Annotated in this window: 20 protein-coding genes; 8 read left to right on the top strand and 12 right to left on the bottom strand. The window is 62.3% G+C overall.

The genetic code is table 11. The features are described 5' to 3' along the window. Positions 1-11 precede the first annotated feature (11 nt). A complete protein-coding gene (rfbC, locus tag J4D99_RS11365; RefSeq protein ID WP_208131833.1) occupies positions 12-560 on the top strand; it encodes a dTDP-4-dehydrorhamnose 3,5-epimerase in 549 nt (182 codons plus the stop codon). 101 nt (positions 561-661) lie between these two features. Here the strand turns inward: rfbC and J4D99_RS11360 are convergent, their stop codons facing one another. Beyond that, positions 662-1,975, bottom strand: coding sequence for a UDP-N-acetylmuramoyl-tripeptide--D-alanyl-D-alanine ligase (locus J4D99_RS11360; protein ID WP_345229226.1), 1,314 nt, complete (start codon positions 1,973-1,975; stop codon positions 662-664). A gap of 84 nt (positions 1,976-2,059) precedes the next feature. Between J4D99_RS11360 and J4D99_RS11355 the strand changes: the two genes are divergently transcribed. Further along, complete coding sequence (locus J4D99_RS11355) at positions 2,060-4,399, top strand: T9SS type A sorting domain-containing protein (RefSeq protein ID WP_208131832.1); 2,340 nt, start codon at positions 2,060-2,062, stop codon at positions 4,397-4,399. 108 nt (positions 4,400-4,507) lie between these two features. Here the strand turns inward: J4D99_RS11355 and J4D99_RS11350 are convergent, their stop codons facing one another. Both J4D99_RS11350 and J4D99_RS11345 read right to left on the bottom strand, forming a co-directional pair. Next, positions 4,508-5,302 carry an amidohydrolase gene (locus J4D99_RS11350; RefSeq protein ID WP_208131831.1) on the bottom strand — a complete coding sequence of 265 codons (795 nt, stop codon included), beginning with the start codon at positions 5,300-5,302 and terminating at the stop codon, positions 4,508-4,510. Between the two features lie 83 nt (positions 5,303-5,385). Further along, positions 5,386-6,561, bottom strand: coding sequence for a methionine aminotransferase (locus tag J4D99_RS11345; protein WP_208131830.1), 1,176 nt, complete (start codon positions 6,559-6,561; stop codon positions 5,386-5,388). Positions 6,562-6,705: 144 nt separating this feature from the next. Here J4D99_RS11345 and J4D99_RS11340 point away from each other — a divergent pair, with 144 nt between their 5' ends. Then, positions 6,706-7,131, top strand: coding sequence for a hypothetical protein (locus J4D99_RS11340; RefSeq protein ID WP_208131829.1), 426 nt, complete (start codon positions 6,706-6,708; stop codon positions 7,129-7,131). Between the two features lie 81 nt (positions 7,132-7,212). On the opposite strand, the gene msrA is transcribed toward J4D99_RS11340, so the two are convergent. From msrA to mutS, 3 genes are all read right to left on the bottom strand, one after another. Beyond that, positions 7,213-7,908: a peptide-methionine (S)-S-oxide reductase MsrA gene (gene msrA, locus J4D99_RS11335; RefSeq protein WP_208131828.1), complete on the bottom strand. Its 696-nt coding sequence runs from the start codon at positions 7,906-7,908 to the stop codon at positions 7,213-7,215. A gap of 96 nt (positions 7,909-8,004) precedes the next feature. After that, positions 8,005-8,319 (bottom strand): hypothetical protein, encoded by a 315-nt coding sequence (locus J4D99_RS11330; RefSeq protein WP_208131827.1) that lies wholly within the window; start codon positions 8,317-8,319, stop codon positions 8,005-8,007. 18 nt (positions 8,320-8,337) lie between these two features. Then, positions 8,338-11,004 carry a DNA mismatch repair protein MutS gene (gene mutS / locus J4D99_RS11325; protein WP_208131988.1) on the bottom strand — a complete coding sequence of 889 codons (2,667 nt, stop codon included), beginning with the start codon at positions 11,002-11,004 and terminating at the stop codon, positions 8,338-8,340. A 214-nt stretch (positions 11,005-11,218) separates the two neighbouring features. On the opposite strand from mutS, the gene J4D99_RS11320 reads away from it, so the two are divergent. The 3 genes from J4D99_RS11320 to J4D99_RS11310 all read left to right on the top strand — a co-directional run bounded on the left by J4D99_RS11320 (position 11,219) and on the right by J4D99_RS11310 (position 15,216). Beyond that, positions 11,219-11,758: an RNA methyltransferase gene (locus tag J4D99_RS11320; protein ID WP_208131826.1), complete on the top strand. Its 540-nt coding sequence runs from the start codon at positions 11,219-11,221 to the stop codon at positions 11,756-11,758. Positions 11,759-11,895: 137 nt separating this feature from the next. Further along, the gene (locus J4D99_RS11315) at positions 11,896-14,697 is read left to right on the top strand and encodes a M36 family metallopeptidase (RefSeq protein ID WP_208131825.1); all 2,802 of its coding nucleotides are present in this window, start codon (positions 11,896-11,898) and stop codon (positions 14,695-14,697) included. 93 nt (positions 14,698-14,790) lie between these two features. Then, complete coding sequence (locus tag J4D99_RS11310) at positions 14,791-15,216, top strand: hypothetical protein (protein ID WP_208131824.1); 426 nt, start codon at positions 14,791-14,793, stop codon at positions 15,214-15,216. Between the two features lie 59 nt (positions 15,217-15,275). Here J4D99_RS11310 and J4D99_RS11305 read toward each other — a convergent pair whose 3' ends face one another. Beyond that, complete coding sequence (locus J4D99_RS11305) at positions 15,276-16,073, bottom strand: TerC family protein (protein WP_255555080.1); 798 nt, start codon at positions 16,071-16,073, stop codon at positions 15,276-15,278. 100 nt (positions 16,074-16,173) lie between these two features. Continuing rightward, positions 16,174-16,665 carry a YajQ family cyclic di-GMP-binding protein gene (locus J4D99_RS11300; RefSeq protein ID WP_208131823.1) on the bottom strand — a complete coding sequence of 164 codons (492 nt, stop codon included), beginning with the start codon at positions 16,663-16,665 and terminating at the stop codon, positions 16,174-16,176. Between the two features lie 151 nt (positions 16,666-16,816). Here J4D99_RS11300 and J4D99_RS11295 point away from each other — a divergent pair, with 151 nt between their 5' ends. Beyond that, positions 16,817-17,269, top strand: a complete 453-nt coding sequence (locus J4D99_RS11295; protein WP_208131822.1) for a PaaI family thioesterase — start codon at positions 16,817-16,819, stop codon at positions 17,267-17,269. Between the two features lie 67 nt (positions 17,270-17,336). Here J4D99_RS11295 and J4D99_RS11290 read toward each other — a convergent pair whose 3' ends face one another. From J4D99_RS11290 to J4D99_RS11280, 3 genes are all read right to left on the bottom strand, one after another. Continuing rightward, positions 17,337-18,425 carry an NYN domain-containing protein gene (locus J4D99_RS11290; RefSeq protein ID WP_208131821.1) on the bottom strand — a complete coding sequence of 363 codons (1,089 nt, stop codon included), beginning with the start codon at positions 18,423-18,425 and terminating at the stop codon, positions 17,337-17,339. Positions 18,426-18,658: 233 nt separating this feature from the next. Continuing rightward, positions 18,659-19,399 carry a metal-dependent hydrolase gene (locus J4D99_RS11285; protein ID WP_208131820.1) on the bottom strand — a complete coding sequence of 247 codons (741 nt, stop codon included), beginning with the start codon at positions 19,397-19,399 and terminating at the stop codon, positions 18,659-18,661. Further along, positions 19,400-19,708 carry a hypothetical protein gene (locus J4D99_RS11280; RefSeq protein WP_208131819.1) on the bottom strand — a complete coding sequence of 103 codons (309 nt, stop codon included), beginning with the start codon at positions 19,706-19,708 and terminating at the stop codon, positions 19,400-19,402. A gap of 139 nt (positions 19,709-19,847) precedes the next feature. Between J4D99_RS11280 and mfd the strand changes: the two genes are divergently transcribed. Then, a complete protein-coding gene (mfd, locus tag J4D99_RS11275; RefSeq protein WP_208131818.1) occupies positions 19,848-23,324 on the top strand; it encodes a transcription-repair coupling factor in 3,477 nt (1,158 codons plus the stop codon). A gap of 76 nt (positions 23,325-23,400) precedes the next feature. Here mfd and J4D99_RS11270 read toward each other — a convergent pair whose 3' ends face one another. Further along, complete coding sequence (locus J4D99_RS11270; protein ID WP_208131817.1) at positions 23,401-25,956, bottom strand: TonB-dependent receptor; 2,556 nt, start codon at positions 25,954-25,956, stop codon at positions 23,401-23,403. Positions 25,957-25,974: the final 18 nt, after the last annotated feature.

The following is a 25,974-nucleotide window of genomic DNA, read 5'->3' as shown; positions in this document are numbered from 1 at the left end:
CGCCCCTACCTATGGAAGTTATTACCCACGCACTGCCGGGCCTGCTCGAATTTCGCCCCCGGATTTTTGGCGACCCCCGCGGCGCTTTTTTTGAGTCGTTCAGCGCCCGCACTATGGAAGGCCTGGGCCTGCCCCGCCATCACTGGGTGCAAGACAACCAGAGCAGCTCGAAGGCGGGTACCCTGCGCGGGCTGCACTTTCAGCGTCCGCCCCACGCCCAGGCCAAGCTGGTGCGGGTGGCCCAGGGCCGCGCCCTCGACGTGGTGGTGGATCTCCGCCATCGCTCGCCCACGTTCGGCCAGCACGTTAAGGTGCTGCTAACGGCCGGGCTGGGCAACGTGCTATACGTACCCGAGGGCTTTGCCCACGGCTTTGTAGCCGAAGAAGACAACACGTTATTTCTCTACAAGTGCTCGGACTACTATACTCCCACCACCGAGGGCGGCTTGCGTTGGGATGACCCCGGGCTAGGCATCGATTGGGGCCTGACGGGTGAGGCGCTGGTATCACCTAAAGACGCCATTTTGCCGACCCTAGCTGAGCTGGAAAACCCTTTTTAAGTTATTCATCATTTAGCATTGAGCATTTAACAAACGTTCTATCGGCACTTTTCACGCAAGCAGAACGCCTGTTAAATGCTCATTGCTAAATGATGAATAACTCACAGCAGGGGCAGCAGCGTTTCCAGGCCCATGCCGCGCGAGCCTTTAAGCAGCACGAGCTGGCTGGCGACCGGGTGGCCGGCCAGCCACACGGCGGCGGCATTTTTATCGGTGAAGTGCCGGGCAGCAGGCTGGGCCTGTGCTGCAGCCTGCATCAGCGGGCCGATGAGCACTACGTTGTCCAGCTTCAGCTCGGCTAGCAGCTGGCCTAGCGCCCGGTGCTCAGCCTCAGCGCTTTCGCCCAGCTCAAACATATCGCCCAGGATGGCTAGCCGGCCCTGCCCTTCGGCCAAGGGGCGCTGCGCGAAGCTGCGCAGCGCGGCCGCCATGCTGCTAGGGTTGGCATTGTAAGCGTCGAGGATGAGGTCGTTGCCGCCGGCCGTGCGAACCAGCTGCGAGCGGTTATTTTGGGGGTTGTAGCTGGCCAGCGCGGCGGCTACCTGCGCGGCCGGCACCTCAAAATAGGCGGCCACGGCCGCCGCCGCCGCCATGTTCGGAAAGTTGTACTCGCCGGTAAGTTGGGCGGCTACCTCGGTGCCGTCCCAGAGGCGCAGGCGCAGGGCGGGGCTAGCGCCGAGCAGGGTGGCTGGGTAGGTATCGGCGGGGCTGGGGTAGCTGATGCGCTGCGGCACCGGACTGGCCAGCGCGGGCAGCTTGGCATCGAGGGTATTGACGAAGGCCGTGCCGCCGTGGCTAGCCAGGTACTGAAACAGCTCGCCCTTGCCTTTGGCAATCCCTTCTTCGCCCCCAAAGCCTTCGAGGTGGGCCTTGCCGATGTTGGTGATGAGGCCGTGGGTGGGCTCGGCCCACTGGCAGTAGCTGCCAATTTCGCCCTGGTGGTTGGCGCCCATCTCAATGATGGCCACCTCGTGCTCCTCGGGACACAGGCGCAGCAGCGTGAGCGGCACACCGATGTGGTTGTTCAAGTTGCCGATGGTAGCCAGCACGTTATATTTCTGAGCCAGCACTACGGTCAGCAGTTCTTTGGTGGTGGTTTTGCCATTGGAGCCCGTCACGGCCAGCACGGGGCCCCGGAAGTGGCGGCGGTGCTCGCGGGCCAGGCTTTGCAGCGCGGCCAGCGGGTCGGGGGCGTAGGTATAGTGGGCCGGGTCGCGCTCGGCCAGGGCCGGGTCATCAACTACGGCGTGGCTAGCCCCCTGCGCTAGCGCCCCGGCTGCAAAGTCGGCCCCGCGAAAGCTTGGGCCATTGAGGGCAAAAAACAACGTGCCGGGCTGGGGCTGGCGCGAATCGGTGCTGACCTGGCCTTGGGCGGCGAGGTAACGGTCGTAGAGGGTCATCTGCTTAGTGTCCACTGTTCACTGCTCACTAATAATTATCGGTGCAACTTACAGCCCGGCCGGCGTTGTTAGCCGGTACCGGCTTTTTGCCCTTTGCTTATGCGGCGTCCTTTCCTCTTGACTATGTTGGCGTTAGGCGCCGCTACTGGCGTGGTGCGGGCACAGGCGCCGAGCACCCAGTTTGGCTTTGTGTTTGGGAGCGTGGCCAAGGTGGTGCAGGGGACCGACACGCTGGCGCAGGCCTGGACGGGCGGCCTCAATACGCCGCAGTTTAGCACCATCGACCTCGATGGCGACGGCCAGCTCGACCTCTTTGCCTTCGACCGCGAAACGGCGCGCTGCTACACCTTCCTGAGCGTGGCCGGGGCTAGCGGCCGCCGCTGGCAGTACGCCCCCGACTATGAGTCGCTGTTTCCGAGCGACCTCTCGGGCTGGGCGCTGCTGCGCGACTACGACTGCGATGGCCGCGCCGACTTATTTACCTACGCCAGCGGGGGCGACATCCGGGTGTTTCGCAACGTGGTGGGGGCTAGCGGCCGGCCCAGCTTCGTCTTGGCTAATAGCCAATTGACGTTTCCGGTAGCCAATGGCTACATCAGCAACCTCAACATTGGCGCCTACAACACACCTTCTATCCAGGATGTGAACGGCGATGGCCGGCTCGATATCCTGACCTATGATTTTGTGGGCTCGACGGTACTGGAGCTGTACCTCAACGCCAGCACCGGCGCCTGCGGCGGCGTCAGCTCGTTCACCCAGAGTACCAACTACTGGGGCCAGCTCCAAGTCTGCGCCGGCACCTGCGCTGGGTATCAGCCGGCGGGCAGCGCGGCTTGCGCGGTGTATAAAGTGCAGCACAGCCCTGGCCACAGCGTGCTGTTTATCGACCTCAACGGCGACGGCAAGCTCGACGTGCTCGATGGCCGCGACAACTGCCCGCAGCTTACGCGGCTGCTCAACTCGGGCACGTCGACTGTAGAGGGGCTAGTGACGGCCAGCGGGGTCAGCAGCGCGTTTCCGACCAGCGCGGCCCCGGTGAACCTACCGGTGTTTCCGGCGCCCTATTCCTTCGATGCCAACTTCGACGGTGTACCCGACCTGGTGGTGGCGTCTAACATGCCAGACAATACGCTCGACTTCGTGAGTATGCGCCACAACGTCAAGCTGTACCAAAACACGGCGGCCAGCGCCACGGCTGTGCCCAGCTTCAGCCTGGCCAGCGATGGTTTTTTGCAGAACGACATGCTCGACGCCAGCGAGGGCAGCGTACCAGCCTTCGGCGACATCGACGGCGATGGGCTCACAGATATGCTGGTCGGCAACCAGGCAGACCTCGTGAACGGCTACTACCGCGGTAGCCTCTACTACTACCGCAACGTGGGCACGGCCAAGCGGCCGGTGTTTCGGCTCGTGAGCGACGACTACCTGGGCCTAGCGGCCACTGCGGCGCTCACGCCCAGCGTCAAGTTTCAGAGCTTGCGCCCGGCCCTGGCCGATGTGAACCACGACGGTGCCCTCGACCTTGTGTACTCGGTGTATAATGGCACTACCAACCAGCTGCGCTACATCCTGAACACGGCCAAAGCCGGCCAGGCGGCGGTTTTCACCCCATCGCAGGGCAGCATTTTCCAGCTCGCGGGCCTTACGGGCACCACGGTGGCCAGCAGCCAGGGCAACGATACGCCGTGCTTTTTCGACGTGGATGGCGATGGGTACGTGGACCTGCTATTGGGCACCAACAACCCGCAGGCCAATACCGGCAGCCTGCGCTACTACCGCAACCAGGGCGCGGCGGCCGGCGGCAACATTGACAACCTCTTTGTGCTGGCCAACAACGACTACGGCCAGCTGCTCGACGCGGGCAGCCGCCCGCCCTACCTGGCTCCAGCCGTGGCCGACTTCGACGGCGACGGCCGGGCCGACCTGCTCACCCTCGATGGCCGGGGCACCGCCACGCTCTACCCGGCTTTTCAAAACCAGAGCGGCGCTTTCTCGGGCACCACTAATCTGTTTTACAACAGCTTCACCAGCCAGTATGAGCCTGCCCGCCTGGGCAAGGGCTACGTGCTGCGCTTTGCCGCCGCTGCCGCCGACCTCAACCACGATGGCGCACCCGAGCTCTACGTGGGCACCGAAACCGGCGGCATCGTGAGCTACCTGCCCCGCAACCGCACGGTGCTGGCCGCTCGCGGTGTCTCGGCCGCCGCGCTAGCCCTCAACCTCTACCCCAACCCCGCCACTGAGGCGGTTACCGTCGAAACCGCCCAGCCTACCAGCCTGCGCCTCTACGACCTGGCTGGCCGCCTCGTGCGCACCGAGCCCGCCCTGGCGCGCACGCGCCGCCTCGCCCTGCGCGGCCTCGCGCCGGGCGTCTACGTGGTGCAGGCCACCGCCGCCGACGGTACCAGCACCAGCCAGCGGCTGGCCGTAGGGCTATGAGTAGTGCGCAGCCCCCTACGGCCCAGACCTTGAACCGGTCGGACGGCTCTCAGCCGTCCGACCGGTTCAAGGCTGCCTCACAAGCAACGCTAGCCTTTCATACCAGCGCTAGCCACCTATTAAATCGAAGTCGTCGGCGTCGAGCAAGAAGGGGGCTTTTTCTCGAAATTCGAGCAGCGGCGCAGCCTTAATCGTGTGCGTGAGTACCGTTTGCATGTTGCCGGCCTGGGCCAGGTACTCGCCGTGGATGTCGAGCAACGCCGACTGGCCCGAGTATTCCTGGGCGGCGCCGTCAGTACCCAGGCGGTTCACACCCACCGTGTAAGCAAGGTTTTCGATGGCCCTGGCGCGCAGTAGCGTGCGCCAGATTTCGGCGCGGGGCTGGGGCCAGTTGGCCACATACAGTAGCAGGTCGTAGGGCGCCCGCGAGCTGTTGCGGCTCCATACCGGAAAGCGCAGGTCGTAGCAGATGAGGGGCCGGATGCGCCAGCCGCGCCACTCTTCGAGCAGGCGCCCGGTGCCGGGCGTATACACCTCGTGCTCGCCGGCCAGCCGAAACAGGTGGCGCTTGTCGTAGGTGGTGTGCGAGCCATCGGGGCGCACCCACAACAGGCGGTTGTAGTAGGCATCGCCATCCTGGGTGAGCACGCTGCCCGTTACCACGGCATCGTAGCGGGCCGCCTGCTGCCGCATCCAGTCGAGGGTGGGGCCCGGGTAGGGCTCTGCCTGGCTGGCGGCTTCCATGCTAAACCCGGTGGTGAACATCTCGGGCAACACTATCAGGTCGGTGATGCCCGGGCCGGGCAGCACATTGGCCAGCAAGGCGGCCAGGCCCGCGCGGTTGGCCGCCGGGTCGTGCCAGTGTAGGGTAGTTTGGACGAGAGATACAGTTAAATCATTCATTATAATGGTAAATATCCAGACCCGACTCGTGCGGAGCCAAGCCTGGCAGGCGAACTAGAATAATACAATAAGACTGCTTCCCGCTAGCTAGCGTCCCGGCCGGCCGGCCGGTTCAGGCGCTGGGCAGCTGCTTTCAAAGTGGCTGATTCTTTGGCAAAACAAAAGCGTACCAGCCCAGCGTCAAAGCCATCATGGTAAAATGCAGAAACCGGCACCACGGCCACGCCCCAGCTGCGAGCCAATTCTTCGGCGAAGGCCAGGTCGCCCTTCGTTGAGAATTGCTCATAGCTCGCCAGCTGAAAATAGCCGCCGGGCACCGGCCGCAGCTGCCAGCCTCCACCGGCCAGCAAGCCAGCAAATTCGTCGCGTTTGGCCTGGTAAAAGCTGGCCAGGCTGCGGGCGTGGGCATCGCCAGGGTCAGCTTCGAGCACATCGGCTAGGGCATGCTGCGTGGGCGTGCTCACGGCAAAGGTCACGAACTGATGCACTCGCCGCAGCTCGGCCGTGAGGGCAGGCGGGGCCAGGCAGTAGCCCACCTTCCAGCCCGTGGCGTGGTAGGTTTTGCCAAACGACGATACCACGAAGCTGCGGGCCCGCAATGCCGGGTGCTGGCGAGCGCTAAGCGGCGCTACTCCATCAAACACCAGGTGCTCATACACCTCATCGGAGAGCACGAGCAGGCCGGTGTCTTCGACGAGGCTAGCGAGTGCGTCCCAGTCTTCCGCCCCAAACACGGCCCCGCTGGGGTTATGCGGCGAGTTGACCATGATGAGGCGGGTGCGCTCGGTCACGGCGGCGCGCACGGCGTCCCAGTCGGGCCGAAAGTCGGTAGTGGGCAGGCGCACGTAGCGCGGCACGCCGCCCTGCAGGCGCACGGTCGGCCCATACAGGTCGTAGGCCGGCTCCAGGATGATGACCTCATCGCCGGGCCGCACCACGGCCGCCAGCACGCTGTACAGTGCCTCGGTGGCCCCGGCCGTGAGGGTGATTTCCGTGTCGGGGTCGGGTGCGGGCGCCTCGGGCTGCAAGCGGCCCACCTGCGCCGCGATGGCCTGGCGCAGGCGTGGCAGGCCGGGCATGGGCGCATACTGGTGGCTACCGCGGGCCAGCGCGTGCCGGGCCAACGCTTCGCGCAAGGCTAGCGGCGGGTCGTAGTCGGGAAAGCCCTGGGCCAGGTTAATGGCCCCCGTTTGCTGGGCCAGTAAAGTCATTTGCGAAAAAATGCTGACGCCGACATCGGGCAGCTTGGATTCCAACATTACAAAAGGCGAAAGCGCGCGGGAAAAGGAAATGATACTCAGGGCACCAGGGGCTCGCCGCATCATGGTGATTTCACGGCTAGCCCCGTATTTTTGGGGAAAGTAGCTATTAGCCCGGTTTCGGGCACTGTTTTATCCTATACTATGTCGATTATTTACCGCACTTCTTTTGTACAGCTACACCACGACCCAGTCGGCGCTACCCTCGAAACCGAGTGGCTCGACTTCGTCAACTCCGAGCAATTGCGCTCGTCACTTCTGGAAGCGCTGCGCCTGGGGCGCCAGTACCGGGTGCGCGGCTGGGTGGCCAACAACACGTTGCTGCGCACCATTCGGCCGGCCGACCAAGACTGGATAATCCAGGAATGGTTTCCGGAATTTGCCAAGCTGGCCGTGCAGCGCCTGGCCATTGTCGAGTCGCAGGATGCGCTCAACCGTATGGCCATCGCCACCATTATGCAGCGCGCTACGGAGTACATGCCCTTCGAAACACACTACTTTGCCGAAGCCGCGCAGGCCCGGCGCTGGGCGGCTAGCCCCGGTATGCCTACTCCGGCCGCCGCTAAGTAAGAATTTGTCGCCCAGCGCAAAGCCCCACGCCACCGGCTGCTACATCGGTGGCGTGGGGCTTTGCGCTGGGTGGCTAGCCGGCTAGAGGACGGGCAGCGCAGCCTTCAGGTCTTGCGGAAACCGCTGGCGCACGTGCTCCACTTTGTGCGCCGATACGTTGGTAATGTAGGGGTTGTCGGGGTTCAGCCGGAAGTAGCCCTGGTGATAGCCTTCGGCATCCCAAAACTGCGTAAAGGGCACCACCTGGGTCACGATTTTGCTGCCGTACTGCTTCGAGGCGTTGACCCTGGCAATAGTTTCCTCGATGATTTTCTTTTCTTCGGGCGTGCGGTAAAACACGGCCGAACGGTACTCAGGGCCGGTGTCGGGGCCCTGGCGGTTGAGCTGCGTGGGGTCGTGGCTAGCGGTGAAGAAGATATTGGCCAGCTCCTGGTAGCTAATCACCTTGGGGTCGTAGTAGATATTCACCGTTTCAGTGTGGCCGGTTTGTTGGCCGGCCACCTGCTCGTAGCTCGGGTGGGGCACCGTGCCGCCGGCATAGCCGCTCACCACCTGCTTCACGCCTTTTATTTCCTCAAACGCTTCTTCCTGCGCCCAGAAGCAGCCGCCCGCGAAGGTGGCCTGGGCTAGCCCGGCGAGGTTTTTGGGTGCGAAGCCGGCCGTGGAGGCCACCTGCGCGGCCGGTGTTTGGGCCTGCGCCTGGGCAGGCTGCTGCGCGCCGCAGGCCGCGAGGGTCAGCAGGCCAAGGCCAGAAGCGGCCGACAAAAGCTTGGTCATGGGAGTCATGAAGAGTGGTGGGGTTTATACGTTAGACGTGCTTCCACCGGATTCTTTACAACAGTACGGCTCAACTGCTGGTTCGATACCCAGGCCCTAACATTGAAGACGTTGCTCGGCCATAAACTCCAGCCACGACCCATCGACGCGCACGGCCGGCGAGCGGGGGTCGGGCTCAGGCTGGCCCCGGTATGTGAGGTGCACTACTGTGAAGCGCACCGGGTCGTTGCAGTGCCGAAACAGCACGTCGTCATCGGCTACCGCCTCGGCCACGGCGTGCACCGGCACCCCGTGCAGCACATGCCCGGCCCTAAGCTCGGCACGCAGCTCGGCTAGCAGTAGTTGGGCGCGGGCAGTGGTGAGCGGCCGCCAGGATGGCGGCAGTGGCAATTTGTCAGGAGCTTGAATCATAGCGACTAGTGCGGAAGGTTACGCCCCTACTACGCCCTTTAGCTCTTGCAGTTTCAGCAGCGCCTCAATCGGCGTGAGCGTGTTAATGTCCAGAGTTTGCAGCAGTTCGCGCAGGCGCTCCAGGGCTGGGTCGCTGGGCTCAAACATGCTGAGCTGCACCTTGGGCGCCGAGGCTACGGCCGTGGTGGCGCGGGGCTTGGGCTGGGCGCTGGCTTTGGGCTGCTCATCGAGGCCGGCCAGCACTTCGTCAAACTCGGTAGGCGCGCTAGGGTCCACGGCTTCGGCTAGGCCGGTTTGGGTGCGCTCCTGCTCCAAGTGGTGCATTATCTCATTGGCGCGCAGCACCACGGCGGGCGGCATGCCGGCCATGCGCGCCACATGGATGCCAAAGCTGTGCTCGGAGCCGCCCGGCCGCAGCTTGCGCAGGAACAACACCCGGCCGTCGGCCTCCTGCACGGCCACGTGGTAGTTGCGCACCCGCGGGCAGTCGTCGGCCAGCTGGTTGAGCTCGTGGTAGTGGGTGGCAAACAGCGTTTTGGCCCGTGCCTTGGGGTTGTTGTGCAGGTGCTCCACAATGGCCCAGGCAATGCTGATGCCGTCGTAGGTGCTGGTGCCGCGCCCGATTTCGTCCATCAGCACGAGGCTGCGGCTCGAGAGATTGTTCAGGATGGACGCGGTTTCGGTCATCTCCACCATGAAGGTGCTTTCGCCCTTGCTCAGGTTATCGCTAGCCCCCACCCGGGTGAAAATCTTGTCGATAATGCCCACCGTAGCTTCCTCGGCCGGCACGAATGAGCCAATCTGGGCCAGCAGCACGATAAGCGCGGTCTGGCGCAGCAGCGCCGACTTGCCGGCCATGTTGGGGCCGGTAATGACCACTATTTGCTGGTCGTCCTGGCTCAGGCACAGGTCGTTGGGAATGTAGCTTTCGCCGGGCGGCAGCTGGCGCTCAATCACGGGGTGGCGCCCGCCCTTGATGTCGAGCATCGGGCCGTCGTTCACCACCGGCCTAGCGTAGCGGTACTGCCGCGCCGTGGCTGCAAATGAGGCCAGGCAGTCGAGCACGCCAATGGCGCGGGCGTTCTGCTGCACCTGGCTCACGAAGTCGAGCGCCGCCAACACAACCTCCTGGTAAATACGGCTTTCAATGATGAACAGCTGCTCCTCGGCGTTGAGAATCTTCTCCTCGTAGGTCTTCAGCTCCTCGGTTACGTAGCGCTCAGCGTTCACCAGGGTTTGCTTGCGAATCCACTCGGCGGGCACCTTGTTTTTGTGCGCGTTGCTGACTTCGAGGTAGTAGCCAAACACCTTATTATAAGCCACTTTTAAGGACGATATGCCGGTAGCAGCCTGCTCGCGCTGCTGCATTTTCAGCAAAAAGTCCTTGCCCGAGAAGGCTAGCCCCCGCAGCTCATCCAGCTCCGCATCGATGCCATCCATGATGACGTGGCCCTGGTTGGTGAGCAGCGGCGCGTCGGGCCTGATTTTACTCTGAATTTCCTTGCGTAGCGAGGCGCAGGGATTGAGCTGGTCAGCCAGCTTTTCGAGGGCGCGCACGCCCGAGGCGGCCAGCTTTTCGCGCAGCGGCGCAATGCTTTCGAGGGCCCTGGCCAGCTGCAGCAGCTCGCGCGGGTTTACGCGGCGCACGGCCACCTTGGAGATAAGGCGCTCCAGGTCATTGATGGGGCGCAGGTGGGTTTGCACTTCCTCCAGCAGTTCAGGGTCGGCTACTAGGGCGGCCACGGTATCGAGGCGGCGCTGAATCTGGCTTACTTCCTTGAGGGGCAGCACTACCCACTTGCGCAGCAGGCGCGCGCCCATCGGCGTCAGGGTCTGGTCGAGAATGTCAATGAGCGGCACGCCGCCGGGGTGCTGGGCCTGCACCAGCTCCAGGTTGCGCACCGTAAAGCGGTCGAGCCACACGTACTTATCCTCTTCGAGGCGGCCTAGCGAGGCTACGTGCTGAATATCGGTGTGCTTGGTTTCGGCCAGGTAGTGCAGAATGCAGCCGGCGGCAATCACGCCTTCTTTCAGGTTATCGACCCCAAAGCCCTTGAGCGAGGTGGTGCGGAAGTGCCGCGTGAGGGTATCGTGGGCGTAATCCTGGCCAAATACCCACTCGTCGAGCGCGTAGGTGCAGAAGTCGGGGCCAAAACTGCCCTCGAAGTCGGCGCGGCTGCGCTTACAAAACAGCACCTCGGCGGGCCGGAAGTTTTGCAGCAGCTTGCCCAGGTAGTCGATGGTGCCCTGGGCCACCAGAAACTCGCCGGTACTGATATCCAGAAACGAGATGCCACCCTCCGTTTTGCCGAAATGCACAGCGGCGAGGTAGTTGTTTTGGCGGCGCTCCAGGGTGTTGTCGTGCAGGCTCACGCCGGGCGTCACGAGCTCCGTTATACCTCTCTTTACTAGACCCTTAGCTTGCTTAGGGTCTTCGAGTTGGTCGCAGATGGCCACGCGCTGGCCGGCGCGCACCAGCTTGGGCAGATAGGTATCGAGGGCGTGGTGCGGAAAGCCCGCTAGGGCCACTTCACTGGCCGTGCCGGCGCCGCGCTTGGTGAGCGTGATGTCGAGAATGCGCGCTGAAGTCACAGCATCTTCGCCGAAGGTTTCGTAGAAGTCGCCCACTCGGAACAAGAGCAGCGCGCCGGGGTGCTGCTGCTTGAGCTGGTAGTACTGGCGCATGAGCGGCGTGTCGGCCACCGACTCAGGCTTGATGTGGTCGGGCCCCAACTGCTTGATGGCAAACTTGGACTTGGCGGCGGGAGCGGGCGTGGTAGACAAGGCGGGGACGCGACCTTTGCGGGCCGCGTGTAGGATAGCAGAAAAACGAAACGAGCGCGGCTAGTAAAGCCTTTTTCAAACCAACGCCGCGAACGACAAAGTTCGCCCTATTTACATGCGCAAACTCACGATGCAGGAGCTGAACCGCCTGCCGGTGGCCGATTTTAAAGCTACTGCCAAAAGCCCAGTGGTGCTGGTGCTCGACAATGTGCGCTCGCTCCACAACGTGGGTGCCGTGTTTCGCACCGCCGATGCCTTCGCGCTAGCCCACATTTACCTATGCGGCGTCACGGGCCGGCCGCCGCACCGCGAAATAACCAAGACCGCCCTGGGCAGCACCGAATCGGTGGCCTGGACGCACACCGCCACTACCCTCGAAGCGGCGCAACAGCTGCAAGCAGCTGGCTACCAGCTCGTAGCTGTAGAGCAAACCACCGGCTCGGTGCCGCTGCCGCAGTTTCGGCCCGCGGCTGGCCGGCCGCTAGCCCTGGTGCTGGGCAATGAAGTATTTGGGGTTGATGATGAGGTGCTGGCGCTGTGCGAGGCAGCTGTAGAGATACCGCAGCTCGGCACCAAGCACTCGCTGAACGTGAGCGTGGCCGCCGGCGTAGTGCTGTGGGATGTGCTCAGCAAGCTGGGCGTATTTCAGGCCTAGCGGCGGGCGCGAAAGAGGGACGCGCAACCTATTGCGATTCTGAGTTTTTTTATAGTAAACGCGGGCAGAACGTTTGCCAGATGTGGTTATCTTTGAATCCTTTCGATACCGACTCTTCTATTTCTCCCCCATCTTTTATGGCGTTATATTTTACCCGCTTGGGCTACCGCACCCTCGCCCTGGCTGCCGCCCTGGCATTGCCCGGCCTGGCCATGGCTCAGCAGGCTAGCCCGGCCCTGACGGCCTTTGCCGCCAGCGCCCGGGCTCAGGGCCTGGCAGCCAGCGATGTAGCCGATGTGCTCGTCACCAACAGCTACACCGATGCCAGCACGGGCCTCACCCATATCTACGTGCAGCAGCGCGTCAACGGCCTCGTGATTTTCAACGCCACCGGGGCGGTGCATACCGATAAGACTGGCAAGGTGGTATTTGCCACGCAAGACTTTGTGGCCAATGCGGCCGCCAAAGCCGCGGCCGCCAGCCCCGCCCTCACGCCCGAGCAGGCCGTGGTGGCGGCTTCGGTAGGCCTGGGCCTGCCCCGGCCGGTGGGCCTGCGCACGCTGGTAGAGGCCCGCGTGGCCGACGGGCTGGTGTTCAACAACGGCGGTATTTCGGAGGAGAATATTCCGGTGCGCCTCGTGTACACGCGCCAGGATGACAAGCTGGTGCTGACCTGGAACGTCACCATTACGCAGCTCAACCGGCAGCACGCCTGGAATGCCCGCGTAGATGCCCAAACCGGCCACCTGCTCGAGCACAACGACTACGTGGTGAGCGAGGCAGCTACCTTCAGCGAGGCCGTGCTGCGGCACCAAAACCGGCAGCCGCTGGCGGCCTTCGCACCGGCCGCCTCGCCCGCCGGTGTGCGCAGCGTATTGAGCCCTAGCGCGGCGGGCAGCCTCACGGTATATCCCGTGCCAGTCGAGTCGCCCAACACGGGTACCCGGCAGGTGGTGCCGCTGGCCAGCGCCAACCCCACGTACTCGCCCTACGGCTGGCAGGTGAGCCAGGCGCCCGCCGGCACGTTTCCGGACTCCTACTCGCTGGCCTCCAGCGGGAAGTTCTTGACCCGCGGCAACAACGTGGCGGCCTACGACGACAACAGCAACACCGTCACTGGCCCGGGCGATACCAACTATAAATCGGCTACCAGCTCGCCCGATGGCGGCTCAACCCTGAATTTTGACTTCCCCTTCGTGCAAACCGATGGGGCCCGCGCTAACCTGAATGCGTCCATCACCAATTTATTCTACTGGAATAATATGGTGCACGACGTGATGATGGCCCACGGCTTCAACGAAGTATCGGGCAATTATCAGTATAAAAATGCCACTGGCGCCGGCGCTGGCACCGACCCCGTGCGCGCCGAGGCCCAGGATGGCAGCGGCCGCGACAATGCCAACTTCTACATCACCCCAGATGGCAGCAGCGGCACGATGCAGATGTACCTGTTCGATAATATCGCCGGTAATAAACTGGTTATCACCGGCTCCAGCGCCGGGGCAGGCACCTACCGGTTTGTGTCGGTGGCCTACGGCCCCAGCATCACCAAGAAGCCCCTTGCCGGCAACCTGGTGCTGGTAAACGACGGGGTATCGGCCGATGGCGGCGACCACGCCTGCGCGACGCCCTTTGCTAACGCGGCCGCCGTGAATGGCAGCATTGCCCTCATTCAGCGCGGCGGCTGCCCACAGCTGCAGCTTAATCCTAAAACCAACAGTAATTTTTCAGATAAAATACGCCGGGCGCAGGCCAACGGGGCTGTGGGCGTGATACTGTTTGACTCGGTTGCCTCCACCAACTACCTTTCTATTGGTAGCACCGACACGGCCGGCATTCGCATTCCGTCCATCTATATCACTGGCGTTGATGGGTTTAAGCTGCGGAGCGTTTTGCAAAGTGGCGGCAGCCTGACCTTGGCCTCGGCCACACCGGGCGCCGACTTTGATGGCGCTTTCGATAATGCCGTGGTGAGCCACGAGTATGGGCACGGGGTAACCAACCGCCTGACGGGGGGCCCTTCGAGCGCCAACTGCCTGATTCAGTCTTACACCTCGAACGGCACTACGCTCTACACGCAGGTGATGGGCGAAGGCTGGAGCGATTTTATCGGGCTCTGGATGACGACGCAGCCCGGCAGCCTGGGGAACACCCCGCGCTACGTGGGCAGCTACTTGCTAGGGGGCACGGCAGCGGCCGGACCCGGCTTCCGCACCTACCCCTACTCTATCAATACCAGCGTCAACCCCTTGACCTATGGCCGGGTAGGCAGCAACGCCACCTACAGCGAGTCGCACGCCCTGGGCGAAGTGTGGGCCGAAACGCTCTGGGACCTGAACTGGCAGTTTATCGGGCGCTATGGCTACAATGCCGACATGTTTGGCACCACCGGCGGCAATAACCAGATGCTAAAGCTTGTGCTCGATGGCTGCCGGCTGCAAGTCTGCAACCCGGGCTTTCTGGATGGGCGCGACGCGCTGCTGCGCGCCGACACTCTCACCAACCGCGCCGCCAACGCCGACCTTATCTGGAATGTGTTTGCCCGGCGCGGCATGGGTTACGGCGCCAAGCAGGGCGACCGTGTAAACGGCACGCCCCGCCTCACCAATATCAAAGAAGCCTTCGACCTGCCCCCCAATGTGCGGTCGGTGACGCTAGCCACCCAAAACGGGGCGACGGTCAGCAGCAGCCTCGAAGCCTTCCCCAACCCCGCCCAGGACCGCCTCACCGTGCGCACGCAGCTAGCCAGCACGGCGCCCATGCGCGTGGTCGTGCTCGATTTGCTGGGTAAAACGGTGCTCTCGGCCACCGTGCCCACCGCCCAGATGCAGCAAACCGGCATAGAGCTGAACACCGGCGGCCTGGCCACCGGCCTCTACATAGTGCGCGTCACGACGTCGGAAGGCAACTTCACGACTAAGGTGACCATCCAGCACTAGGGCCAATACTGGCTGGCTAACCGTCAAGGCTAACTAGTTACTAAAAAGCCCGGCTTCGGCCGGGCTTTTTTTGTGTGCGTACTAGGCTGGCTTATGTCCGACTCTTCTACCCGCCCCGATGCGGCGCTGCTAGCCCTACGTCCGGCCATTGCCGGCCAGCCAGCCGCCATCCCGACGCCTACTACGGTGGCCGATTTTCAGCAGCAGGTGTTGCGGCCGCTGCTCAAGCTGCAGCACCCGGTGCTGCTGGCTACCGTGGCCGATTTTGCCCGCGATTACCGCCTGCCGCTAGCCCCCGCCGAGCCCACCGAGGCCACCCGCCTGCTCACCGAGCTGCTGGGCCGCAACGTCCGCCTGCGGGCCACCCTGGCGGGGCTAGCCGTGGGGCTGTTTACCGCCCCGGAGCTGGCCTTCTTCCGCCAGCACCGGGGGGAGCTCACGCGCCGTCTGCTTGACCTGGCCGAGCAGCGCGTGCTGAGTAGCCTGCCCGAATTGCTTACTTACCTGCCGGCCGCCTGAAAAACCAAACGCCGCCCGGTACCGGGCGGCATTTGGTTGGGTCCTATCACGAGGGCTAGCTAGTCGCTGGGCGAATCGCGCAGGTGCACCGGGCCGGTTTTGCTTTTGCGGCGCAGGCGCATGTTCAGCATCTCTACCACCAGCGAAAAGGCCATGGCGAAGTACAGGTAGCCCTTCTCAACCTCCTTGTGCGCGGCTTCCATCACCAGCATAAAGCCAATCATGATGAGGAACGACAGCGCCAGCATCTTGATGGTGGGGTTGCGATTCACAAAGTCGGCCACTGCGCCGCTAAAGGCCAGCATAATGCCCATGGCGCAGATAACGGCCGCTATCATCACCAGCACATTGTCGACCAGGCCCACCGCCGTCAGAATAGAGTCGAAGCTGAAAACGATATCGATAACAATGATTTGCAAGATGATAGCCCCCAGTTTGGCGTGCGTTTTGGGCGCATTTTCGTCTTCCTCTTCGCCTTGCAGCTTGGTATGAATTTCGGTCGTGCTCTTATAAATCAGGAATAAACCGCCCGTCATCAAGATAAGGTCGCGCCCGCTCACACCGAAGTTCTCAATCAGCGGCGGAATGTTAAGCGTAAACAGCGCCGAGCGCAGGCTCACAATCCAGGAGATGCTGAGCAGCAGCCCGATGCGAAACAGCAGCGCCAGCAGCAACCCGATGGTGCGGCCCCGTGCCTGCTCGCCAGGGGCTAGCCGATTGACGGTGATGGAGATAAAGATGATGTTGTCTATCCCCAGCACGATTTCCATCAGTGTGAGGGTAAGCAGGCTAACCCAGGTTTGCACGTGCGAAAAGGCCGCAAAGTGCTCGGGCGAAAAGGCAGCGAATGGTGACAAGCAGAAGCTCGTGAAAAGTAAAGAAATGAATTCAGGGTGAAAAGTACGGCAGCCGCGCCCAATGGCATGGGGCTAGCCCCATGCCAGACGCACTAATCAGTTACGACTTCATATTGACAAATTGCAGCGGCTGGCCATTATCGGTGCGGCGCAGCAGCGCGATAACAGCTTGCAAGTCATCGATTTTCTTGGCCGACACGCGAATCTGGTCGTCCTGCATCTGGGCTTCTACCTTGATTTTGCTGTCCTTGATGGTCTTAATGATTTTGCGGCCGGCCTCCTTGTCCACGCCGGCGCGCACCTTAATGGTTTTCTTCACGAGCGTACCGCTAGCCTGCTCCTCAGCCGTAAAGTCGAGAGCCGTGCCATCGATACCCTGCTTCACGATGCGCGTGAGCAGAATATCTTCCAGCGCCTTGATGCGCATCGAGTTTTCGGAGCTGAGCTGAATGGTATTGGCTTTTTTATCGAGCTCAATGCCGCCCTTGGTATCGCGCAGGTCGTAGCGCGTGGCGAGTTCTTTCTTGGCGGTGTTGATGGCGTTTTCCAGCGTTTGCGGGTCTACTTTGCTGACGATGTCGAAGGATGGCATGGGAAGGCGATGGTTACTAAAAAATGGGCCGTGGGCCGGCCCCAGCTAGGGCAGTAAAGGTACGGATTGGCCGGAAGCGTGTTTGGCTTGCATCTTCGCCGCCCCACCAAGCTAGCAGACTGCCGCTGGCCTTTACGCAACTCCGTCCTTCATGTCTTCGCCTCTCACCGACTGGCCCGCCCTAGTGGCCCACTACAATCGCATCAATCGCTACGGCCAGGCCAATGGTATGACACTCACGGTGCCCGAGCCCGGGCTGGCCGAGTACCGCATGGTTATTCAGGAAGCGCACTTGTCGTCGCCGGGCACGGCGCATGGCGGCGTGCTGGCTGGCCTCATGGATGCCGTGCTGGGTGCGGCCGCCCTCACGCTAGCCTTCACGGGCGGCGATTTAGTATCGACGGTCGAGTTCAAAATCAATTTTCTGCGGCCCGTGCACCTCGGCGATGAGCTACGCGCAGTGGCCAAAGTAGAGCACACCGGCAAGTCCATTATCGTGGCCAGCGGCACCATCTACCGCCAGGCCGACGATGCCGACGACCCCGCCGTGGCCCAGGGCCTGGGCACCTTCAACCGTTACCCGGTGGCCAAAAAGCAACTCTAGCCTGGGCACAAAAAAGCCCCGCTGCCGGGTAGCAGCGGGGCTTTTCAGCCTAATTTCCCAGGGCTGCTTACAGCACAGCGCCCATCGAGTGGGCTACGGTGCTGGGCTCGTAGTCGCCCTCTTCGTCGCCGGTCATGGCGGGGGCAGCTACTTTGCGCACGTTACGGGCGCAGTCTTCGTCGCGGTGGTTGCGGCCCACCGTAAATTCTACCCAATCGCCTTCGCGCAGGTCGTTGAAGTCACCCTCCGACAAGTCGGCGTAGCTGAAAAACAAGTTGTTAGGCGGCATCACTACGAAGCCAAAGCCGTTTTTCAGGTTCTTAATGGTGCTGATGCCGACCGTGCCAACCGGACCCGCGGCCGTGGGGCCAGTGGGGCGCACGGCCGCGCGGCTTGCTGCAGTAGCGGGGCTAGCGGCGGCGGGGGCATAGCTCTGGCCATTCGTAGCATGGCCGTTGGTAGCGGTCGGGGCGGGCATGGTGGCAAACGCGGCGGGCTCGCTCTGCGTCACAAACATGTTTTCCACTACCTCGTCCTGCTCCTGCAGGCCGCGGTCGATAACGGCGTGCATGGCCACCGGGTAGGTAGCCTGCTCGAGCAGGTGCTGCGAGGCGCGCGTCACGCGGGTTTCGCCCTTAAAGTCTTCGTATTTAAAGTCCCAGTTGAGGAGCATCACGCGGGTACCCACCGTGTTGAGCTTGCGGATAAGCGGCACGTAGTCCGAGTCGCCCGCGATGAGCACCACCACGTCGAGGGTTTTGTGCAGCGCCATTTCGAGGGCTTCGAGGCTGAGCCACACGTCGATACCTTTCTCTTGCAGGCGACCGTCGCGGGTTTTGAGGGGCATGTAGTGCGTGCACACGCCCAGGTTCATCAGAATATCGTCGAGCAGGCGGTCATGGAACAAGCGGTCCTTATCGCGGGCTTCGGTGGCCGAAAGGCGGCCCCGGAAAAAGTGGGAGGTCGTAATCTGCGCCAAGCGCACGTCTACGTCTTCTTCTTCGGCTACCTGGTGGCGGATAAACTCGTGCAGGCCTTCGAGGCTAATGCGGGCTTTGCGCTCGTGCTGGAAATAGTAATAATCACTAATCTTAAGAAAATAATTGCCGTCGTAGAAAACGCCGACCCGGATGAGCGGACTATTCATCTGGTTCATAAAATACTGAACGTTGGTGTGGGTAAAAATTTGTGAATTGGGTAGCAGTCGGAATAAAGCCCGCCGGCTAACGGCGCTGCGGGCTAACACATTAAAAATAAGCGAATGACGGGGTGCACAGACCTAAGTGGGCCATGCTGTTAAACTATACACTTGGATACTTTTACCGCCGCCGTGCCACTCGCTCAACTGCGAAGCTAAGACACGACCGGTACATACACAAGTAATTCATTTTAAAACCCTATCCGCCCGATAGCCAGCCCCAGCACCAGTAGTCCGTAGCCCAGGCAGATGGCCGCTTCTAGGACATTCCCAGTTTTGGAGCCCGTGCTGAGTACCGGTATTTTGAAGCTGAAATCGGTGAGCGGCAGCAGCCAGCGCACCCCCGATTTGGTGAGGGTATCGGCCAGCAGGTGCGAGGCGTAGCCGGCCCCCGCATACTGCGCTATGCCGCGCCAGCCCAGCGAGTGGTCGGCCAGGTAGCCGATGTAGGTCCAGAGCGCCGTGGCCCAGATGGTATGCGTCCAGCTGCGGTGCGCTGTGAAGGGGGCTAGCGCGATAAACGTACCCAGCAAGCTCAGCCACAGAAACTGCGCATACAGCCCCGCCAGCACCGTGGCTAGGCCCGTAAACAGCAATGCCAGCTTGCGGGCCGAGCCGCCTTGCAACGCCACACCCAGCAGGCCAAAGGCCAAGGCCGCGGTGTAGCTCAGGCGCTGGTCGGGGCCAGGCTTAAGCTGGAAATACGCATAAGCCGCCAGGCCCAGCGCGGCCGCGCCAAACGCCCAGCGCACGTAGCCATGCGTGAAGCCCAGCCGGTGGCTGAGCTTGCTCTCGGGATGGTCGAGGTCGGGGGCCAGGGCCGAGAAGCCCGCTAGGGCAATGCCGGCCGGCGAAAAGGGAATACCCTTGACGAGGCTAGCCACGGCTACGCCCGTAATGAGGCCAATGGCCAGGTGTGCAGAACCGCGCAACTATTTCTCGGGCTGAGGATTTTCGAGATTACGGAGCCGGCCGGCGTGGTTGCGCAGCTGGTCGTCGTGCTCCAGCAGGCGATTGAGGAAGGGCTCAAAACCGCGCGTAATGCCTTCTACTATACTGCGGCTGTTCTCTTTAAGCTCGTGGCGAAGCTCTATACGCAGCAGTTTTATTTCAGATTCAACACCTTCCATGCGGCTCTCTAGGCGGTCGAGTCGCCCGTTGATAGCCTTTAGCTCCGAGCGCACCTCGTGCATCTCAATAATTAGCTCCGACACCACTTCGGGCAGGTCACGCGGATTCATATTATAAATCTACTAAAATTCTTGGCCGAAGTTACACCGGAAACTTTCGGGGGCTAGCCGTAGTATTGTCTGAGCGCCTAGCCCGACCGGAATTTTGCCCGGCCGGGCTGCCTGCTTTTAGCCCACTAAGCCAAATTCTGTGCAAGTAGCTGACTTTCTTCGCCTTTATCGCCTCGATGCCGAGCTTCAGACCCTGAGCGCCCGCCTGCTGGCAGCCTACAAACCTGCCGATGCGGAGCGCCCGGCCGACGACGCGGCCCGCGGCGGCGAGCTGCGCGTACAGCTGCGCGGCCTGGTAGGCTCGCAAGATGCTGTAGTGGCTGCCGCGAGCGCGCACCATGCGCACCCCAACGTATTTGTGCTACACGATAAGGACGAGGCCGCCCTCTTTATGGCTGACCTGCGCCACCTGCTGCCCGAGGGGCCCGAGGCGCTGCTGTTTCCGAGCTCCTACAAGCGACCTTACGAGTTTGATGAGACCGAAAACGCCAACGTACTGATGCGCGCGGAGGTACTTAACCAGCTCAATGCCAGCCGGCAGGCTAGCGTAGCGGCGCTGGGCGCGGCCCCGCTCATCGTGACCTATCCCGAGGCGCTGAGCGAGAAAGTAATCAACCGCCAAAGCCTGGTGCAGAATACGTTTTCGGCTAAAGTGGGCGACAAGCTGGATGTCAATTTCTTGGGCGAGCTGCTAGGCCAGTACGACTTCGAGAAATCGGATTTTGTGTACGAGGCCGGCCAGTATGCGGTGCGCGGCGGCATCGTGGACGTGTTTAGCTATGCAAATGAGCTGCCCTACCGCCTGGAGCTGTTTGGCGATGAGATTGAGAGCATTCGCACGTTCAACCCCGAGACGCAGCTTTCGGTAGAGCCGCGCACCTCGGTGAGCATTATCCCGAACGTGCAAACCAAGCTCTTGCAGGAGCGGCGCGAGTCGTTTCTGGAGTTTTTGCCGCGCACCAGCTGCCTGTGGATGAAAGACGTGCGCCAGACGCTGGATGTGGTAACCGAGCTGTTTGACAAGGCCGAGGCCAACTTCAAGAAGGTACTCGACGAGGCTAGCGGCATGCAAATCGTGTCGAAGCCCAGCGACTTGTTTGAGCAGGGCAAGAGCCTGAAGAAGTGCTTGGATGAATTTGCCATCGTGGAGTTCGGTAAGCGCTTTTATTTCAAGAACTCGCAGGAGTTTCAATTCACGGCCAAGCCGCAGCCCAGCTTCAATAAGGATTTTGAGCGCCTGCTGAAGAACATTCGGGAGAACAAGGTGCGCGATTTCACGACCGTTATCGCGGCCGACTCGGTGCGCCAAGCCGACCGGCTCCGCACGATTTTCGACGAGCTCGACCCCAATGTGCAGTTTCAGCACCTGCTCATTGCCCTGCGCGAAGGCTACGTGGACGAACAGCTAGGGCTAGCAGTGTATACTGACCATCAGTTGTTTGAGCGCTACTACCGAGCGCAGGAAACGAAGAAGTTTTCCAAGAAAAAAGCCCTGACGCTGCGCGAACTGAAGACGCTACAGCCCGGCGACTACGTAACGCACCAGGACTACGGCATTGCCCGCTTTGCCGGCCTCACGCAGGTTGATATCAACGGCCACATTCAGGAGGCCATTCGTCTGGTGTACCGCGACGACGACGTGCTGACGGTGAGCATTCACGCGCTGCATAAAATCGCGAAGTACAGCGGCGCCGAGGGCACGCCGCCCACCATGAGTAAGCTAGGGTCGCCGGAGTGGGAGAATAAAAAGAAGTCGGTCAAAAAGAAGGTCAAGGACATTGCGGCCGACCTTATCCGGCTGTATGCCAAGCGCAAGAGCGCGCCGGGCTTCGCGTTTCCGAAAGACGACTTTTTGCAGGCCGAGCTGGAGTCGAGCTTTATCTACGAGGACACGCCTGACCAGGCCAAGGCCACCGAGGACGTGAAGCAGGACATGCAGCAACCCCACCCCATGGACCGGCTCGTGTGCGGCGACGTGGGCTTTGGCAAGACCGAAGTAGCCATTCGGGCGGCGTTTAAGGCGGCGGCGGGCGGCAAGCAGGTGGCGGTACTCGTGCCCACGACCATTCTGGCGATGCAGCACTACAAGACCTTCCGCGACCGCCTAGCCAACCTGCCGGTGACGGTGGAGTACATCAACCGTTTCAAGACGCCGAAGCAGGTGAAGGAAACGATGGAGCGCGTGTCGGCTGGCAAGACGGATATTCTCATTGGCACGCACGCGCTGACCAACAAGAAGCTGCAGTTCAAGGACCTGGGCCTGCTGATTATTGACGAAGAACAGAAATTCGGCGTCAAAACCAAGGACAAGCTCAAGGAAATAAAGGTGAACGTGGATACGCTCACGCTCTCGGCCACGCCCATACCGCGCACGCTGCACTTCTCGCTGATGGGCGCCCGCGACCTGAGCGTGATTGCCACGCCACCACCCAACCGCCAGCCGGTGCAAACCGAGCTTCACGTATTCGACGAAACCATTGTACGCGACGCCATTGCGCGCGAGCTGAAGCGCGGCGGGCAGGCATTTTTCGTGCACAACCGCATCTCCGACATCGTGGAGATGGCGGCCATGATAGTACGCCTCGTGCCCAACGCCCGCGTAACCGTAGCCCACGGCCAGATGGAGGGCGAAGAGCTCGAAAAGCGCATGATGAAGTTTGTAGAAGGTGAATTCGACGTGTTGGTTTCGACCAACATCATCGAGAGTGGCCTCGACATTCCGAATGCCAACACCATCATTATCAACCGGGCGCACCTAACCGGCCTCTCCGACTTGCACCAGATGCGCGGCCGCGTGGGCCGCTCGAACCGCAAAGCCTATTGCTACTTGCTGACCCCGCCCGTGGCCAACCTGCCCGCCGACGCCCGCAAGCGCCTCAATACCTTGGAGGAGTTTTCGGACCTGGGCGCGGGCTTCAACGTGGCCATGCGCGACCTCGACATTCGGGGCGCGGGCAATTTGCTAGGGGGCGAGCAGTCGGGCTTTATCAACGACCTCGGCTACGAGGCCTACCACCAGGTGCTCGACGAGGCCGTACAGGAATTGAAGGAAACGGAATTCCGCGACCTTTTCCTGGGCGAAGGCACGGCCGGCACCAGCCAGCAGCGCCTGCAAGTGGCGGCCGGTGCCCTCAACAGCGGCCCCCGGGAAACCCAGATTGAAACCGACCTGCCGGTGCTCATCCCCGACACCTACGTCAACAACGTGTCGGAGCGCCTGCAGCTCTACGCCAAGCTCGACCGGGCCCAGAAGCCCGAGGAGCTTTCCAAGCTCGTGGCTAGCATGACCGACCGCTTCGGGCCGCTGCCCGAGCAGGTGCAGCAGCTCGTGGATATTGTGAAGCTGCGCTGGCAGGCTAGCCGCCTGGGCTTCGACAAGCTGACTTTGAAGCGCGAAACGCTGCGCGCCTACGTGCCGGCCGGCGCCGGGCACGAAGCGTATTTTCAGGGCGAGCAGTTTGGGCAGATTCTAAATTTTGTACAGACGCACCCCCGCACGGCCCGCATGAAGGACCAGAAAGACAAGCTGCAAATCACTATCGACGGTATTAAGAATGTGGGCATGGCCCAGCGCTTGCTCGTGGAGCTAGGCGCCGCCGAAATGATTTTGGCTTAAAAGCCTGATAGACTAGGTACCCAAAAAATAGCCCTCAGTAGTACGTACTACTGAGGGCTATTTTTTGGGGTGCAGGCTAGCGCGATTTGGGCGCTACGTAGATGGTGGCTTTGCCCTGGCTAGGGTCGCCGGCCAGACTCACGCCTTCGGTGGCAATCTGGAAGTTGCCGCCGCCATCGGCGGTGTAGAACAGAAACTCGCCCTGGCCCTTGATGTCGGTGCTGAACTCGGGGTCCCAGTAGAGCGTCAGGCGGCGCGAGTCAGAAGCCGGAGCATTGAGCACGGGTGCGCCGTAGCGGGGCTGGTAAAACTCCTTGGCCTGGTAGTAGCCAGGCAGCCGCACCACCAAGATGCCGGGGCTAGGTCCTTTGTCGGCGCCCTTGTAGTTTTTGTCGCCGCGCTTGGTGTATACCGCAATGACGCCACCATTGGAGCCGGCGCCAAAAATGGCGGCTTCAGGCCCTTTGAACACCTCCACGCTTTCCACCTGATTAGCCGGAATGCTGCTGATGGCATCGTCATCGACCTTCATGCCATCCAGAATGAAGATGGGCGAGCCGGCGCCGCGTATCTGCACGCTCATGTTGGGCGGCGTGCCCGACACGGTGAGGCCCGCCACCCGGCCCTGCAACACCTGAAAGATGCTCAGGCCCGACTGCGCCGACATATCGTTAGCGAAGTCAATGACCGTGTTGGCCACCGCGCCGTAGAGACGTCGCGTATCATCACGCGGCACCAATACTTTTTTGCCGGTCACGGCCACGTTGCCGAGCTGCACGGTGCGGGCCACGTAGTCGCCGGGGTGGTTTTGGCGCTCCTGCACCTGCTGCTGGCGGCTGCGGCGCAGGTAGTCGGCCACGCCGGGCGGCGCGGCGGCTAGGGGGGGCAGCGGCGGTAAGGGGGCACCAAAGGTGGGCGGCCCCATATCGGGCCGAATCATAACGTTGGTGCCGCCCGTTTGGCGCCGGGCCTGCAGCGTTATCACAGCCGTGTCGCGGCCCGGAAAACCGGTGAAGTTAAAGCGTCCATCGGGCCCGGTAGTAGCGGTGAGGATACTACGGGTGGGCTTATTCTGGATAAACGTGAGCTGGCTGTTGGCGATGCCCTGCTGCCCCATGCCCGTGACCCGGCCCGAGAGCGCCAGGTCGCGCTCGGCTGGGTACGTGATGGGTGGCGGGGTGGGGCCTAGCACCTGCTTCCACACGTAGCGGCGCCAGCCCTGGGTGAGCAGCAGGTTGTCGAGGGCCTGGGTGGTTTCGGGAGTCTTATTCTGGAAGTAATAGCCGGGGTTTTCAACGTAGCCAGCCAGGTCTGACGTCAGTAGCAGGTTGGTAGCCACGTTGCCGGCCTCAGGGTCGAGGGCGGCGGCGCCTGCTTCGGCTACGGTCACGGAAAGGTGCGTAGCCACGGGCTGGCCGGTGGCATCCTGCACCTGCACTTTCACGTGCACCGGGTCGTGGGGTGCGTAGGCAGCGCGGTCGGGCGTAAGCACCACGTTCAGGGCGGGCGCCCCGTTCAGGATAAAGGCTAGCCGCTCGGCCTGCGGCGTGCTTTGCGCATCAAATAGCGTAAGGTGCAGAATGCCATTGGGGTAGCGCGACTTAGCTACTTTCCAGGTAGCGGGCGCGCCATCGTCGGTGATGGGGCGCGGCACCAGCCCGATGAGAAAGCCACGCACCTCGGTGAGCAGCATGACCGGGCCGGGCACCGGGGCGCCGGGCGTGCCCTTGTAGCGGGCCTCCACAGTATAGCTGTCGCCAGTATCGGCCACGTGCAGGCTGTAGCCGGTGGGCTGCACGGCGGGCAGCGGATAGTCGGCGCTGGTGCCGTCGGGCAGCTTCACGCGGGCGTGGTAGCGCTGGCCGGCGGCGGGCGTAAAGCTGAGCCGGCCCATGCCCGCGTGGGGCGTGGCAAACACCGCCACCACGGGCTGGTTTTTCTCGTCGAGCACCTGGCCGCTCACCACGGCGCTACGCCCATTGGCCGCCTGCGCCTTTATGCCCACTGTGGCTGGCAGGCCCGCTACTAGGGTACCACCTTCGGGGAAGAACTGCACATCGACCTTGCCGGTGGGCAGCACCGTACTCTTCACAGCCGCCTTGGTGGCGGGGCTAGCGATGCCGGGGTCGGCCGGAGTTTGGTCGGGCGAGGCGGGCCACACTTGCAGCCGCCGCTGGTACACGTAGTCGGGCCCGGCGTTGAGCATCCAGTTGGTGTAGGCGCGCAGCAGGTAAGTGCCAGCCAGCAGGCTGTCGTTCAGCTCAATATCGCCGGCAGCGCGGCCGCCCACCAGGCGCAGGGTGCGGCGCACCACCACGCGGCGCTCGGGCGAGAGCAGGTCGACGTGCAGCACCTTGCTCAGGGTATCGGGCCGGTGGCGCAGGGCATCGACCACGTAGGCGCTAAACCAGATGGTTTCGCCGGTGCCGTAGGCGGGGCGGTCGAGGTGCAGGTAGGCTTTTTCGGGCAGCGTGCGAGCGTAGTAGGCGCTCAGCTTCTCGGCGATGACCCGGATAGGGTTGTCGTCGGCCGGCAGGCGAAACGCCATCAGCGACAAAGTACCGGCCAGTGGCACCAGCCACGCGCCCAACCGCTTGATGGTGCGTGCGTTGGTTGAATTTTTAACAATCATAGGTATCAGCAAAAGCAG

Source organism: Hymenobacter sp. BT559 (assembly GCF_017571525.1).
GTDB lineage: Bacteria > Bacteroidota > Bacteroidia > Cytophagales > Hymenobacteraceae > Hymenobacter > Hymenobacter ginsengisoli.
Note: the sequence above shows the minus strand (reverse complement) of the source record. Positions and strands in the feature narration are given on the sequence as shown.

What these genes read in the sequence shown, in the direction of transcription:
- J4D99_RS11340 (WP_208131829.1), top strand. Translation starts at nt 6,706, where the DNA reads ATGTCGATTATTTACCGCACTTCTTTTGTACAGCTACACCACGACCCA.
- J4D99_RS11330 (WP_208131827.1), bottom strand. Translation starts at nt 8,319, where the DNA reads ATGATTCAAGCTCCTGACAAATTGCCACTGCCGCCATCCTGGCGGCCG.
- J4D99_RS11355 (WP_208131832.1), top strand. Translation starts at nt 2,060, where the DNA reads ATGCGGCGTCCTTTCCTCTTGACTATGTTGGCGTTAGGCGCCGCTACT.
- J4D99_RS11345 (WP_208131830.1), bottom strand. Translation starts at nt 6,561, where the DNA reads ATGTTGGAATCCAAGCTGCCCGATGTCGGCGTCAGCATTTTTTCGCAA.
- J4D99_RS11320 (WP_208131826.1), top strand. Translation starts at nt 11,219, where the DNA reads ATGCGCAAACTCACGATGCAGGAGCTGAACCGCCTGCCGGTGGCCGAT.
- rfbC (WP_208131833.1), top strand. Translation starts at nt 12, where the DNA reads ATGGAAGTTATTACCCACGCACTGCCGGGCCTGCTCGAATTTCGCCCC.
- J4D99_RS11350 (WP_208131831.1), bottom strand. Translation starts at nt 5,302, where the DNA reads ATGAATGATTTAACTGTATCTCTCGTCCAAACTACCCTACACTGGCAC.
- J4D99_RS11290 (WP_208131821.1), bottom strand. Translation starts at nt 18,425, where the DNA reads ATGAACCAGATGAATAGTCCGCTCATCCGGGTCGGCGTTTTCTACGAC.
- msrA (WP_208131828.1), bottom strand. Translation starts at nt 7,908, where the DNA reads ATGACCAAGCTTTTGTCGGCCGCTTCTGGCCTTGGCCTGCTGACCCTC.
- J4D99_RS11300 (WP_208131823.1), bottom strand. Translation starts at nt 16,665, where the DNA reads ATGCCATCCTTCGACATCGTCAGCAAAGTAGACCCGCAAACGCTGGAA.
- mutS (WP_208131988.1), bottom strand. Translation starts at nt 11,004, where the DNA reads ATGCGCCAGTACTACCAGCTCAAGCAGCAGCACCCCGGCGCGCTGCTC.
- J4D99_RS11280 (WP_208131819.1), bottom strand. Translation starts at nt 19,708, where the DNA reads ATGAATCCGCGTGACCTGCCCGAAGTGGTGTCGGAGCTAATTATTGAG.
- J4D99_RS11295 (WP_208131822.1), top strand. Translation starts at nt 16,817, where the DNA reads ATGTCTTCGCCTCTCACCGACTGGCCCGCCCTAGTGGCCCACTACAAT.
- J4D99_RS11270 (WP_208131817.1), bottom strand. Translation starts at nt 25,956, where the DNA reads ATGATTGTTAAAAATTCAACCAACGCACGCACCATCAAGCGGTTGGGC.
- J4D99_RS11315 (WP_208131825.1), top strand. Translation starts at nt 11,896, where the DNA reads ATGGCGTTATATTTTACCCGCTTGGGCTACCGCACCCTCGCCCTGGCT.
- J4D99_RS11310 (WP_208131824.1), top strand. Translation starts at nt 14,791, where the DNA reads ATGTCCGACTCTTCTACCCGCCCCGATGCGGCGCTGCTAGCCCTACGT.